Origin of the sequence: Polaribacter sp. L3A8, assembly GCF_009796785.1 — a bacterium.
Classification (GTDB): domain Bacteria; phylum Bacteroidota; class Bacteroidia; order Flavobacteriales; family Flavobacteriaceae; genus Polaribacter.
The window spans coordinates 258,574-273,680 of record NZ_CP047026.1 but is presented as its reverse complement, the minus strand read 5'-3'; the positions used below and the strand labels follow the sequence as shown (position 1 = coordinate 273,680).

Below are 15,107 nucleotides of genomic sequence, written 5' to 3'. Positions count from 1 at the left end.
AAATGATTTGTTGTATGATTTTTTTATATACCGATATAAATAAATACGGAAATGTTTTAAAAAAATAAATCTATACTTAGGTCTTGCAAAGCACATAGACTAACAAGTATTTATTCTTTTTTACATGATAGTTTTCCAAAAAAATATTAAAATTAACAAGGAAGAGTCACCAGATAATTATGGTTATAAATCTTATATTTAAACACAAAGTCACCTATTTGATAAGTAATATTAAAATTTTGTGCCCCTGAAGTCTTCTACTTTATTATTTTGTTATTCTATTTCTAACTTGGTACGTTCTGCTTTTAAAGAGGGTTTATTCCAATTAATAAACATTGATACAGCACCTTTTATTTGTTTTTCTATTAGAATTGGCTGTGCGTCTGGACCAAATACTTTAGCTGGTTTCCATTTAGAACCTACTGCTGAAATTTCATCAAAAAAGAAAAACCCTTCTTGTTTTGGATAATGCCAAGTTGCTTTTTTAGGATCATTACCATTTACAGGGTTTAGTACACCTAAAGTTACATCTGTTTTGTTTTTAAAACCAACATTTAGATTGTTAGTTAAATAGAATACAGCCCAATGCCAAGGCGCAAAATAACCTTCAAATTCGGGGCCATTATAAACTTGTCCCGGAATATTTATTTTTTTATCAATAGCATAAACATCTAAAATACCGCCTTGTGTTCGGTTGTTATAAATTCTCCAAGGCCCTTCGCCTAACCAACGTTTTCTATTAACCTCTTTTGCTGCAACTTCAATTCCTATACCTGAATAATGATATTTGCTTTTTGTTAAAGTATAGGCATAATCTAGAGCTATTTCTCCATTAGCTTTTAATGTCCATTTAAGAGTATCAAAACCTTTAGTATTTGTTGCTTCAATTATAAATTGATTTTCTTGTTTTGTAATAGTTGCTTTTGATGTTGATGTTGTCTGGTTGTTTATAGATACATCGTCTGCCTTAAAGGTAAGAAAAGGAAAGTTAGCTAAACTAGTTGCTTTATCATTGTCTAAAACGGATACTAATATTCCACTAGACTCATTAAAACGAAGTGTTGTTTTTCCTCTATGAAATGTAAATGCATCTTTTTTATCTTGCACAAATGCTTTATTTTCTGATACTCTAAAACCGTTTTTAGGTTCTGTAATAGGTAAGCGTTTATCATACACTAAGCGACCTTGGTTATCAAATACTTCGATAACAAGTGCATCATTTTTAATAAATGAATTTGGCAATGTAACTACTAATTGTCCTTTTTCTCCTGCCTTTATATTCGCTTTATTTACTGTTCCTGTTTTTATCGTTCTATGTCCGTTACTTGCAGCATCTGGGTTTGCAAAGTCTATCAATTTCCAATTAATGGTGCATTGGTTAAGATTAACAAATGAAAATTTATTATGTACTTGTAAAAAGCCATCAAAATTGGCATCGATTTTATTGTTTGCGATTACAACTGGCGACCAAATTTCGCGCACAGCATTAGAGCTACCTTTTTTCTCGGCACTAGGACCAGCAATACCATCGGCAGCTTTATTGTCTTGATTATCGACTGTATATCCCAAATCATTTCTCATCAACCCTTCATCATAAAGTGCCCAAATAGTCATACCTCCACCTACTTTAGATGTTTCAAACAAATTCCAATAGGTTTTTAGGTTTGCAGCCCCACCGCCATCATACAAGGCATGTAATACCTCGTTGGGAAGATATACGTGATTTTCTTCAAAGAGATTTTTCTTTATCGATTCGTAATCTGGATAATAAGTGGTATTTACAATATCCCACTTAGGGTTATAATTTGCAAAAATATCATTTGCTTTCGCTTCATTTTTTTAAAGGTCTTCTGTTTTGAATATACCATTTGGCAAATAACTCATCAAATTCTGGTGTATGTGCCATATGATTACCGTTACCCCATAAAATGATACTTGGATGATTTACATCTCGCACCACTAATTCTTTTAATATTTTGGGTCCAACTTCTTTATCTAAAGGGCGCCACCAACCAGGTAATTCATCTAGTACTAGTAACCCAAGAGAATCACATAAATCAAAGAAATGGGTATCTGCAGGATAACAAATGGAACGTACAAAATTGAAATTTAAGCTTTCATAAACTGAACATTATCTTCCATATCTTGCTTAGAAAGTGTACGTCCTGTTTCTGGACGAAAACTATGCATACTTGCACCTTTAAGTAAAATTCGTTTATTGTTTAGATAAAAACCATCATGATCCCGAACTTCAAAAGTTCTAAAACCAAATTTTTGTTTGTATGTATGTACTATTTCTTTCTTATTTTTTAATGCTATTTCTACCGTATATAAGTTAGGGAATTCGTGCGACCAAAGGTTTATATTATTAAAATTACCTTTAACAACAGTGTAATTGTCTAATATTTTGGTTTCTATAGGTGCCCCTACTTTATTGTTATTGGCATCGTAAATTTGTGCTAACACAGTTTTAGCGTTTTTAATACCTTTAGTAAAAACGTTCATAGTAAAATCACCAGTCATTTGAGCGTTAATAGCTACACGTTCTATAAATTCTTTAGGTACTTCTTCGATATAAACAGGTCTAAAAATTCCGCTAAACAACCAATAGTCTGCAAATCTTTCGGCAGCATTTATTGATTCATTTAAAGAAGCGTTGTTAACGTTAACCTCAAGAAGGTTTGTCCCTTCTTTTAGAAAATTTGTTATTTCAAATTTAAACTCCGTATGCCCACCTTGGTGGAAACCTACTTCTTTTTTATTTAGGATTACTTTTGTATCGGTCATTGATCCTTGAAAGGTGATAAAATATCTTTTATTAGACGTTTTCTTAAAATCGAATTCATGACGATAATTACCAATACTAGTTATTCGTTGTTCTACCCTATCCATACCATACAAATAAAACCCAAAACCTTCCATTTCCCAATTAGAAGGGACAGGAATGGTGGTCCAAAAACCACTGTTACGGCCTTTATCTATTTTAAAACCCCAATTTACCGCTGTAGTAGCGTCTTCTCCAGAAAGGTATATTTTTTGCTGGGCTTCAGTGTTAAAGGAAAAGAAAGTAATAAAAAACAGGCAAATTAAATCTTGTAATTTCATTTTATAGATTTTGAAAAGAAGAAAGAATAACTTTTAATAAGAATAGGTCTAGAATAATTTTAGTAAAATACTTTTCTAAAACAAAAATAAGTGAATACCACATACTTAATAACGTGAGTTCGAGCTAATCAATCGCAATATTCGGTAACATATTCGGGATTTTTATAGAAGGTTTTTTAGGTAAAAAAGAATATGCAATTAATCCAGAGATCATATTTGTTATGAAATTATCAAAAGATCTATGTCTAGAATGTTCAATTTGGCAAGTGTTTTTTAGTACATCATTTACTGTTTCGATGATTGCTCTTTTTCTTAGGATAACTTTATCCATATAGTCCATTGCTTTCTTTTTCATGTTTTTTCGAACTTTAGTTATTAAATGAATTCCGTCTACAAAAAGTCTTTCAAATAAATCTTTCCCAATATATCCTTTGTCTCCAAAAATTTTTCCAAATAATTTGTCGTGAAACTTCTTTTGTTTGAGAGGGAATCTGTCGTCTACATTGGCTGGAGTGAACATAAAATCAATAATTTCTCCTTTGTCATTGCAGACAATATGTAGTTTAAATCCAAAATACCACCCCATAGTTCCATAGCTTTTTTTGGCAATATCTTTAAATACTTGATGTTGTTTTTCTCTTTATAGTGACATACTTTTAAAGGAGTAGAATCAATAAAAGAGATACCTGTGCAATCGCCTAAACAATACATTTTCATAAAAACGGCTAAAGGTTGTGTAACCTTTTTTGAAGTTCTACAAATCTATTATAAGAAACACAATCTGGAAACAGATCTTGTCTGTATTTACAAATATGGTTTAAGTAAAAGTGTTTAAGGTTTCGGTAAGACTTTAGGTGAAATATAACAAGTATGGTCATCACTTCACTATCAGACATTTTGAACTTTCTATTACGTTTTTTAGTTGTTGAACCATCAGAAATGCTGTTTTTATTAAGAATTAAGTTAAATTCTTTCATAAAATCATCTAAAGAACAGAAAATTTCTATAATTTTACTATCAGAAATCATAAGCAGGATATTTATTAATATATTAGAATTCAGTACTTTAATATACTAAATATTCTGCTTTTTTTATAGGTTTAATTAAAATTTCTTACATCGAACTCACGTTTAATAAGTCTATTTTTGTAGGTTTATAGCCTTTTAGTGCAAATACAACTCTTAATATAAAGTTTAGACATCAAGTACATATCATGAAAAAAGTTTTTGTTCAGCTAGAAGCAGGCCGTGGCTATGGTAGAGATTTATTAAAAGGGATACATCAATACAATAATCAATTTTTTAATTGGGAGATTATTTTTGAACCTGCTTATTATCTAAAAAAATCTAAAACAGAAGACATTAATAAACTTATAACATTAATGAAACCAGATGGTTGTATTCTTGAAAATATAGACAATATGTCTATGATTTCTAAACTCGGAATTCCGTTTATACAAGCCAACAGCTTAAACTATATTGATAACACGCCCTATTTAAAAGGAAATTACGAAGCTGATGGCAAAGTAGCTGTGAATTACTTTTTAGCGGTTGGTTTTAAAAAACTAGCTTTTTTTGGTGTTAAAGATTTAGCATGGTCTGATGGTAGGTATCAAAGTTTTAAAAATCATGCTAAATTAAACAGTATTAATGTTTATCAATATTTAGCTGAAATTAAACCTAAAAAAGGGTTAAATTATAATTTTGAAGATATTATAAAATGGTTAAAATCATTACCAAAACCTATAGGAATTCTATGTTGTAATGATGATTTTGGACAAATGTTAATTAGAGCTTGCTCTATGGGGAATATAAAAATACCTTATGAAGTTGCTGTTTTAGGTATTGATAATGACCAATTACTGTGTAATTTAACACATCCAAAATTATCTAGTATTGCAAGAAACCATACCAAAGCCGCTTTTAGTGCCTGTAAAATTTTAGACAAGATGATGAATAATGAAGTTATTGATAATTATATTATTCCTACAGAACCACTAGATGTAGTTGTACGTACCTCTACAGATATTATTGCTTGTAATGATAAAGAAGTTATTAAAGCACTTCATTACATTAGAAATAATATACATTTAAATATAAGTGTAACACAGGTTGTAAATGCTACTAATATAAGTAGAAGAAGTTTGTATTCTAGATTTAAGGAGGTTACAAAAAATACGATCTACGACGAAATACAATTACAAAAACTAAAAAAATTTAAAGACCTACTAAGAAATAAAAATTTATCTGTTAAAGAAATTGCCTATAGTCTTGGTTTTGATGATGCTACGCATATAAGCAGGTGGTTTTCGAATATAGAAGGCATTGCTCCTTTAAAATGGAGGAATGAAAATACATAAAAATTACATATCACAGTTTTTCTTACCATACTCAAAATATTTATAGCCAAGGCTAAATTCTTGATGTCCTAGTTGTTCCGATTTTGTTTTTTGCCCACTAATAACCTTTTCTACAAGGGTTACAATTTCATCGCCAAGTTGCTCTAAAGAAGTCCCTTCTGTGATAATTTTTCCAGAATTGATATCCATATCACCAGAAAGATTTTTATACGTTTTAGGATTACCACAAACTTTAACTACTGGAGATATTGCTGAACCAACAACAGAACCACGACCTGTTGAAAATAATATAATATGACACCCGCTTGCAATCATTTCTACAATTTCTGCATTGTCATTAATGTTAGGAAAACCCCATAAAGCTTCACCATCTGGAACTACATCCATAAAATATAAACCAGATTCTGTTGGTCTTTCTCCTGGTTTTATTAACGCTTTTATAGGTAAACTTCCGCTTTTAGAATAAGACCCTAAAGATTTTTCTTCTATGGTAGTTAAGCCACCAACGGCATTACCTGCAGAAAAACTATCGTGACCCATTTTTTTGTAATAATTATCAGCCTTTTTAATACAATCTACTAACTGTTTACCCACTTCTTTATTTACTGCTCTTTCTGCCATTAAATGCTCGCACCCCATTAATTCTCCTGGTTCTTCGAACATACAAATAGCTCCTTTTACAACTAACTTATCAAAAGCTTTACCTATTGATGGGTTTGCTGTAAAACCACTCGTTGCATCAGAACCTCCACAAATAGTACCCACTATAAGATCTGTAAGTTTAAAGTCTACTTTTTCTGTATTTTTTAATTCAGAGAAAAAACCATTTATAATCTTTTTTCCTTTTTGTACCGATGTTAAAGTACCTCCACATTCTTGTATTACTAATTTTTCTACAGGTCTCCCTGTTTCTAAAATATAATTAGCTAAGTCATTTCTATTAAAGTTTTCACATCCTAAAGACGTTAACAATACAGCACCAACATTAGGATGTGTACAAAGGTTTTGCATCATTTTATGTGCATAATCATTGGGTGCACAACCACTAAAGCCAATTAAATGAACTTCTTGTCCTGCAAACTCTGCAACAATTTGACGTGCTACATGATGCGCACATTCTACTAAATAAGCTACAACAATAACATTTCTAATTCCTTTTTGTCCGTCTTTTCTTAAATATCCTTTCATTGTATAGACTTAATACTTTAATTATTACAAAACATTTTTTACTTTGGATCGGTCATTAAATAATCGGTTTCTAAATTATGGCTATGCACATGTTCTCCAACCACTATATTTTGAGTTGCACTGCCAATAGAAAGTCCGTATTTTAATATTTTAGCTTTTTTTGCTATTTCCTTAATAGCTATTTTATGACCAAAATTAATAGTATCTTTTAATATAATTTCTTTATCACCTACTTTAATAATAGCACCTGCCTCAAAATTTATTAAAGCAATTACAATATTATCGTTGGCATGTAATTGAACAAAATTTTTCATTTTTATAGATCTGTAGATTATATTTTAAGAATCTTTTTTATATCAACTAAGTTAATAAATACAGTAAACTAAAAATTACCAAAATAGGTATTAAAGCTACTATAATACTATTTTTGGTGGTCTTTACTATACGTTTTAGAAACCTCCTGCTGCCCCACCATCTACAGGAAGGAAAACTCCATTTACATATTTACTTGCATCAGCAACTAAATAAAGTGCGGCATACCCTATATCTTCTGGCATACCAAATTTACCTGATGGTATTCTGTTTAAAATTTTAGTTTTTCGAGGTAAATCATTATCCGTAGCTTTATGAAGCATTGGCGTATCAATCCATCCAGGAGCAATAGCGTTTATTCTAACATTGTCTACAGCTAATTCTGCAACCATACTTCTCATTAACCCCAAAATAGCTGTTTTAGCTGTTGAGTAAGCCACTACTTGTTTCATTCCCATAATGGCAGTCATAGAACTAATAAGGATAATAGAACCTTTTTGCCTTTTAATCATAACTTTAGAAAACTCTCTAGTTAGGGCAAAAACACTTAATAAATGAACATTTAAAACTTGTAAAAACTCACTATCTGTAGTATCAACTGCATATTTTTTTAAGTGAGTACCTGCACAGTTTATCAAAATATCTACATTTCCTAAGTTAGATTTTGTTTCGGTAACAAAATCTGGAATTGCATCTAAATTAGTTACATCAAAAGATTTGTAGCTACAGTTATCACCTAAAGATAATTTAGCTTCTCTTAATTTTTCTTCATTTCTACCAATAATTAAAACTTTAGCACCTGCTTCTATAAATGTTTTGGCAATACCAAGACCTATACCACTTCCTCCACCAGTAATTACTGCATTTTTTCCTTCTAAACTAAATATATTCATCCTATTTTATTTTCTTTAATTTTGTTATCAAAAATAAGTTGCTCATTCGTTTTTAACCAACCTATTTCTGTTATTTTTTATCCAATTTGTGCAATCTAATTTTTGTTAGAGCTTCTTTAAAAAAGTCTGTTGTGCATATTGATGAAGTTCTATTACAATTGAAATGAATGAAATTTATATCTATATACAGAATAAGAATTTTAAGTTATAAAACTGTTCTCTATACAATTTTTCGTACCTCAAAATCACTCAAACTGACATTTTAGAATGAAAAAAGGTTAAAATGTACTATCAGGTAATAAAAATAATCTAGTTTATTCTATTTCTACATCCACTCGTTTAGCTTTCACTAAAGGTTTATTCCAGTTCACATACATAGAAACCGCCCCTTTAATTTGTCCATTTATTTTATGAGGTTGTGCATCTGGACCAAACTCGGTTGCTGCTTTCCATTTAGACCCCACTGAATCTATATAGTCAAAGAAGAAGAAGCCTTCTTCTTTAGGATACTGCCATGCAGCTTTTTTTGCTCCTTTACCATTTACAGGATTCAATACACCTAAAGTTACATTTGTACTGTTTTTAAAAGCTAGGTTTAAATTATCTTTTAAATAAAACACAGCCCAATTCCATGGAGCAAAACAGCCTTCAAACTCAGGTGAGTTATACACTTGTCCGGGAATATTTACTTGCTTTTCAACTGCATACACATCCAATATTCCTCCTTCTGTTCTATTATTCCATATCCTTGTAGGTCCTTCTCCTAACCATCGTTTTCGTAACACATCTTTAGCATCTACTGCCATACCAATACCCGCATAATTATACGCGCCAGAAGGCAAGGTATATGCATAATCTAAAGCAATTTCTCCTCCAGAATGAAGTGTCCATTTTAAATAATCAAACCCTTTTGTATTTTTAACCTCTATTACCCATTTATTACCAGATTTAGTAACAGTTGCTTTTGATAATTGGTTTGCATTATTTATAGCTACAGAATCTACAGACTTAAAAGTTAAAAATGGAAAATTTTTAATACTTGTGGCTTTCCCATTATCTTTTACTGATAAAAGCACAGCACTTTTTGTATCGAACTTAAATGTTGTTTTATCATAATAAAAAGTAAATTTATCTTCTTTATCTTGTACAAACATATTGTTTATAGAGGTTCTAAAAGTTGGTCGTTTAGAAGTTTTAATTGGAATGTTTTTACTGTACACCAATCCTCCTTTAGGATCATAAACCTCAATAGAAAGGGCATCATTATTTACAAACGAAGCTGGTAATAATACGTTAAGTTTACCTGTATTACCTGCTAGCACATTACCACTTACCTTACCTTTAGCTAAAGTACGATGTCCATTTATTGTACCATCTGGATTTGCAAAATTAATAAGTTTCCATTTTATATTACATTGATTAAGATTTGTAAAATAAAATTTATTAATAAAATCTAAATCTCCATTAAAATCGGCTTTAATTTTATCATTTTCTATAAACACTGGCGACCAAATTTCTCTTACCGCATAAAAGCTACCATCTTTTTCGCCATGAGGTCCAACAATACCATCAGAAGCTTTGCTAAATTGATTATCGGCAACATACCCCATATCCGTGCGCATCAACCCTTCATCATTTAAAGCCCAAATCATAAGACCACCACCTACTTTAGATTTTTCAAATAAATCCCAATAGGTTTTTAGGTTTGCTCCTCCTCCTCCATCATACAAAGCATGTAAGGTTTCGTTTGGAAGATAAATATGATTGTCTTTAAATAAAGCGTGGTTAATGGTTTTATAATTGGGGTAATATGTGGTGTTTACAATATCCCAATCTGGATTATAATTGGCAAAAATATCATTGTTTTTTGCTTCATTTTTTAACGGTCTTCTTTTTTGTATATCCCACTCAAGAAATACAGGATCTAATTCTGGATTATGCGCAACGTGATTTCCGTTACTCCAAAGAATTACAGATGGATGATTTACATCTCTCGTTACTATTTCTTTTACAATCTTTGTGCCTATTTGAGTGTCTAACGGACGGTACCACCCTGTAGTTTCATCCATAGATAACATACCTAAAGAATCGCAAAGCTCAAAGAAATAAGAGTCTGGTGGGTAATGACAAGGACGAACACAATTAAAGTTTAAATCTTGCATTAAACGTAGGGTTTCCTCCATATCAGTTTTACTAAGTGTACGACCCGTTTCGGGTCTAAAACTATGCATGTTAGCGCCTTTTAATAAAATACGTTTTCCGTTTAAGTAAAAACCATCATGGTCTCGTACCTCAAAAGTTCTAAAGCCAAATGTTTGTTTGTAAGTATGTAATACTTTTGTTTTACTTTTTAATTCGATTTTAACAGAATACAAGTTTGGAAATTCGTTAGACCAAAGATTAACTCCTTTAAAACTTGATGCTAATATTGTTTTATCTTTAGATATTTTAGTTTTAAAAGGCTTACCAACTTTGTTATGTGCCTTATCATAAACTTGGGCGGTTATTGTTTTAGCTTCTTTAATACCATTGGTATACACCCACATATTAAAATCTCCCGTCATTTGTGCATCTATTGCTACATGCTCTATAAACTCAGCAGATACTTCTTCTATAAATACAGGTCTAAAAATACCACTAAACATCCAAAAATCGGCAAAACGTTCTGCTTCTACAATAGATTTATTAGATGATGAACTATTTACTTCAACTTCAAGATTATTTTTACCTTCTTTGAGTGCATTTGTTATTTCAAACTTAAACTCTGTAAATCCACCTTGGTGGAAGCCTATATTTTTTCCATTTAAAGTTACTTTAGTATCTGTCATGGCACCTTGAAACACCATAAAATATCGCTTTGTAGATGCTTTAGAAAAATTGAATGTATGTCTATAGAATCCAACAGGAGTAGTTCTCTTATCCATTTTATCCATACCATATAGATAATAACCAAATCCTTCTGTTTCCCAATTAGAAGGAACAGGGATGGTGGTCCAAAAACCGCTATTACGACCGTCACTAATTTTAAACTCCCAATCTACCGCAGTGCTAGCATCTTCGCCAGACAAATACACTTTTTTTTGAGCATTTGTTTTTAATGAAAACAATGCTATTATAAAAAAAGCTAGAATACTTTTTCTAATTCTAAAATTATGATATTTCAAAATACCGTTTTTATTTTTTACATTAAAAAAGCAACTATAAACACCAAAGATTCTATACCTTTTATTTTGCTAGCTCAACTATTTTACTAGCTTTAAAACCAATTCGATGTGCTTTTACTTTTAATAAGCTGCCTTTAGGTAATAAAAATGGTTTTTGATATATAGACCATGTTATAGGGGCTTTACTTTCTTTAGAAACAATTTGATAACCAATAGAAGCGCCTTCTGTTGCACAACTAATAGTAATTAATTCTTTAGATGAATTAATTACAGGAATAGAGGTTACAGGTTGATGATCGTTTCCTGCCCAAAGTTGTTGTATAAGTTCATTTTCTGGTAAATTTGGTGTATCTCCTATTTGCTTTAACCAGTTATCCATTTCACCTCGTAACTCTTTTAATTTTTCTTGATACTCTGGGTTACTTGCTAAATTGTTTATCTCAAAAGGATCTGCTTTACAATCAAATAATTCTTCTTTAGGTTTATGATCTCTAAACCATTGCATTTGAACAGCATTTAGTTTGCCTTCATCTCGCAACCTTAACAATTCTTGCATTGTTGGTATTTTTTCTCTGTAACCAAGCGGTAAATAATATCCTTGTTCTGGTCTGTAGTTTCTTATATATTTAAACTGATCGTCTCTTACAGCTCTTATAGCATCGGTTACTTCATCAAAACGATCTGCTGCTCCATAAATATAATTACGTTCTTTTTTGGCTTTATACTTTCCTAAAAAGGCTTGACCTTGCATATATTTTGGTGGTTCTACTCCTATTAAAGATAATAATGTTGGTGCAAAATCTACAAAACTAATTAGTTGATTATCTTTTTTACCTGAATTCATTTTTTTAGGAAAACGAACAATCATTGGCGTATTTAATCCAGAATCATAAATTAAACGTTTTTCTCTAGGTAACGGCCCTCCATGATCTCCATAAAAAACAATAATTGTATTTTCTAACAATCCATCATCTTCTAATTGTTTTAAAACAGCACCAACTTGCCTGTCCATTTCACCAATATTGTTATACAGTTTCCACATATCGTTACGCACAATATCTGTATCAGGTAAATATGGCGGAATATTAAACTTAGTATCTTTAGATAAATACTTAGGTGTTTCTGCTTCCGTCATTCTATTTTTAGCATCTGGTTTTCCGTTCTGTATCCATTTATAATTACGGTCACCTTCGTGGTAATGTCTTGTTTCTATTTGTCTAAACCCGTAAGGTTCAAACAACCCAGATTCATGTGTTTCTGTAAAATTAAAAACAGAAAAAAAAGGTTGTCCTTCTTTTCTATTTCTCCAATGTGCATAAGCACTACTTTCATCCCAAGCAGTTGCTGGCGCTCTAAACTGATAATCTTCCTTGTAATTATTACTACAGTAATAACCTTGTAAGCGCATTAATTCGCTAATCATTTTTACATTAGAAGGCGGTACTGCTTCATACGCAGGTAAACCTGTTTGTTTAGTATTAGAGTTGGTTCTCATATGATTTGCACCAATACTAGAAGGATACATACCTGTTGCAATGGCAGCTCTACTTGGTGCACAAACTCCAGAGGTTGAGTATAAATTAGGATAAATTACGCCTTCATTTGCTAAACGTGATAAATTAGGCGTTTTTACTGTTAAATCTCCAAAGGGAGGAATATAAGCTCCCATGTCTTCTGTTACCAACCACAAAATATTAGGCCTTTGAGGTGCTTCTAAATTAGAAGTATCTTCTTTTTTTTCTGATGTTTTACAGCTCGTTATTAATAAACAAGCTGTAAATATTATCGATAAAACTCTCATATCTAATTTTATTTAATTTTCTAACACAAAACATGGAAGGTTATACAACTATTTAGCTCTTAAAGTAGCTGTTTGTAAATCTTTTTCCATAGAAGAAGTTCCAACAGAAATTGTAAAAGTACCAGGCTCTACAACTTTTTTCATTTGTTGATTTAATACATTTAATTCATTAAAACCTAAATTAAAGCTTACTGTTTTTGTTTCTCCTGGTTTTAAAGTAATACGTTTAAAACCTTTTAACATTTTAAGATAACGCCCCACAGAAGCATAATCATCTCTAACATACATTTGTACCACTTCATCTCCTTCTCTTTCACCTATATTGGTTACTTCTACAGAAACAGAAGTAGTACCATCTATAGCAATTGTAGAGTTTTCTAATTTTGGAGTACCAAGTTTAAATTTTGTATAACTTAAACCATAACCAAAAGGAAATAATGGTGTTTTATCTACATCTCTAAATAGACCTTTACCTGATCCAATAAAATCTGGACGTTCTAAGTAAGTTACAGGAACTTGACCTACTGAACGCGGAAAAGAAACTGTTAATTTTCCTCCAGGATTTGCGTCTCCAAAAAGAGCATCTGCAATAGCATCTCCAGAACGCATACCTAAATACCAAGTTTCTAAAACAGAAGGAATATTTTCTGCTATATAGTTAATAGATAATGGACGCCCATTAATTAAAACAACAATAACAGGTTTTCCTGTTTTATGAATCGCTTCTACCAATTCATTTTGAACTCCATATAAATTTAAATCTGCTCTATCTACACCTTCACCACCTGTTCTACGAGATCCACCAACAACAAGCACAACGGCATCAGAATTTTTAGCTGCGGCAACTGCGTTAGAAAAATCTGCTTTTGAGTTATTTAATAAATCACACCCTTTTGCATAATTAATTTTTACATTCTCTCCTACTTTACTTTTTAATCCATCTAAAACAGAAACATAATAAGGAGGTAAACCAGAGTAGCCACCTAATAAAGAATAAGTACCTTTTTCTGGTCTATTTTCATGTGCATTTGGTCCTATAACCGCTAATGATTTAATTTTAGACATATCTAATGGCAATAAATTATTATCATTTTTCAACAAAATAATTGCCTTTTTAGCCATTTCATAAGCAAATTCTTGATGCTCTTTTTTACCAGCGTATACAGTTTTTTTATCAATCTTTTTTGGTTTTGCATCAAATAAACCCAATTGATATTTTGCGGTTAAAATACGAGAAGTAGCTTTGTCAATATACTTTTCCAATTTAGGATTCTTTGTTATAGTATCTTTCAACACTTTAGTATTATATGCCGCTAATTCCTCAATCTTTCCAATCACTAAATCCATATCTACCCCTGCTTTTAATCCTAAGAGAGCTGATTTAGTTCTGTTTTCAGCTATAAAATGCATGGTTCCTAACCTTGCTATGTCATTATTATCAGAAACAATTAAACCGTCAAAACCCAATTCATCTCGTAAAATATCTTTAAGTAACCAAGTATTCATATGGTTTGGAACCCCATTATAATCTTGATGACCTGGCATAAGAGAACCTATCTTTGCTTCCTTTATAGCAGCTTCAAAAGGTGGTAAATAGATTTCTCGTAAACGACGCTCGGACATATCACTAAAACCTCCGTTAATTCCACGTCGATTTTCAGGATATCCAATAAAATGCTTCGCTGTTGCCATTACATGATTCTCATCAAAACGTTCATCACCCATTCCTTGTAAACCTTGTATAAATGCAACTCCCATTCTAGACACCAAATAAGGGTCTTCTCCATAAGATTCTTCTACTCTACCATATCTTGGATCTCCAGAAATTACATCTAAATTTGGCGAATACGTATGTGTAACCCCTAAAGCTCTGGCTTCTATAGCTGTTTGTGAAGCCATTTTTTTGACTAATTCAGGTTGCCAAGTAGAAGCTGCAGCAATAGCTTGAGGATAAACTGTTGTATTTCCATAATAATCCAAAACAAGCCACAACCCATGCAGTGCTTCTCCATATTTCATGTATGGAATTCCTAACCTCTCATTTGCAGGAGCATCTTGTGTCATCTCTGCAATCTTTTCCTCTAAAGTCATTTTGCTTACTAAGCTTTTAACTTTTGCAGCAATTTCTGAATCTTCTTTACTTAAAGATTGGCTTTCGTTTTTTGTTGAATTACAGCCAATTAATGCGATTAGGGCAAAACCTACTAAAACTATTTTTCTCATTAATCTAATTTATTATAATTAATTGTTTTTATTGACTTTAGACTTCTTTTAAGAAGCAACTT

General features: G+C 31.4%; 8 protein-coding genes and 2 pseudogenes. 1 reads left to right on the top strand and 9 read right to left on the bottom strand.

The window, feature by feature from the left end; genetic code table 11:
- Window positions 1-273: 273 nt before the first annotated feature.
- The 3 genes and pseudogenes from GQR92_RS00910 to GQR92_RS00895 all read right to left on the bottom strand — a co-directional run bounded on the left by GQR92_RS00910 (window position 274) and on the right by GQR92_RS00895 (window position 4,133).
- Complete coding sequence (locus GQR92_RS00910) at window positions 274-1,644, bottom strand: hypothetical protein (RefSeq protein ID WP_158837355.1); 1,371 nt, start codon at window positions 1,642-1,644, stop codon at window positions 274-276.
- A 187-nt stretch (window positions 1,645-1,831) separates the two neighbouring features.
- A pseudogene (locus tag GQR92_RS00900) lies at window positions 1,832-3,105 on the bottom strand (glycoside hydrolase family 2 protein).
- A 124-nt stretch (window positions 3,106-3,229) separates the two neighbouring features.
- Window positions 3,230-4,133 (bottom strand): annotated as a pseudogene (locus tag GQR92_RS00895) (IS982 family transposase).
- A gap of 185 nt (window positions 4,134-4,318) precedes the next feature.
- Between GQR92_RS00895 and GQR92_RS00890 the strand changes: the two are divergent.
- Window positions 4,319-5,464 carry a DNA-binding transcriptional regulator gene (locus GQR92_RS00890; RefSeq protein WP_158837353.1) on the top strand — a complete coding sequence of 382 codons (1,146 nt, stop codon included), beginning with the start codon at window positions 4,319-4,321 and terminating at the stop codon, window positions 5,462-5,464.
- A 3-nt stretch (window positions 5,465-5,467) separates the two neighbouring features.
- Here the strand turns inward: GQR92_RS00890 and GQR92_RS00885 are convergent, their stop codons facing one another.
- The 6 genes from GQR92_RS00885 to GQR92_RS00860 form a co-directional block, all read right to left on the bottom strand.
- Window positions 5,468-6,652, bottom strand: a complete 1,185-nt coding sequence (locus GQR92_RS00885) for a UxaA family hydrolase (protein WP_158837352.1) — start codon at window positions 6,650-6,652, stop codon at window positions 5,468-5,470.
- A gap of 38 nt (window positions 6,653-6,690) precedes the next feature.
- On the bottom strand, window positions 6,691-6,966 hold the full coding sequence (locus GQR92_RS00880) for a UxaA family hydrolase (RefSeq protein WP_158837351.1): 276 nt from the start codon (window positions 6,964-6,966) through the stop codon (window positions 6,691-6,693).
- A gap of 135 nt (window positions 6,967-7,101) precedes the next feature.
- Window positions 7,102-7,857, bottom strand: coding sequence for an SDR family NAD(P)-dependent oxidoreductase (locus tag GQR92_RS00875; RefSeq protein WP_158837350.1), 756 nt, complete (start codon window positions 7,855-7,857; stop codon window positions 7,102-7,104).
- Window positions 7,858-8,171: 314 nt separating this feature from the next.
- Window positions 8,172-11,021, bottom strand: coding sequence for a glycoside hydrolase family 2 protein (locus GQR92_RS00870; protein ID WP_158837349.1), 2,850 nt, complete (start codon window positions 11,019-11,021; stop codon window positions 8,172-8,174).
- A gap of 61 nt (window positions 11,022-11,082) precedes the next feature.
- The gene (locus GQR92_RS00865; protein ID WP_158837348.1) at window positions 11,083-12,822 is read right to left on the bottom strand and encodes a sulfatase family protein; all 1,740 of its coding nucleotides are present in this window, start codon (window positions 12,820-12,822) and stop codon (window positions 11,083-11,085) included.
- Between the two features lie 48 nt (window positions 12,823-12,870).
- Window positions 12,871-15,045: a beta-xylosidase gene (locus GQR92_RS00860; protein ID WP_158837347.1), complete on the bottom strand. Its 2,175-nt coding sequence runs from the start codon at window positions 15,043-15,045 to the stop codon at window positions 12,871-12,873.
- Between the last annotated feature and the right edge of the window lie 62 nt (window positions 15,046-15,107).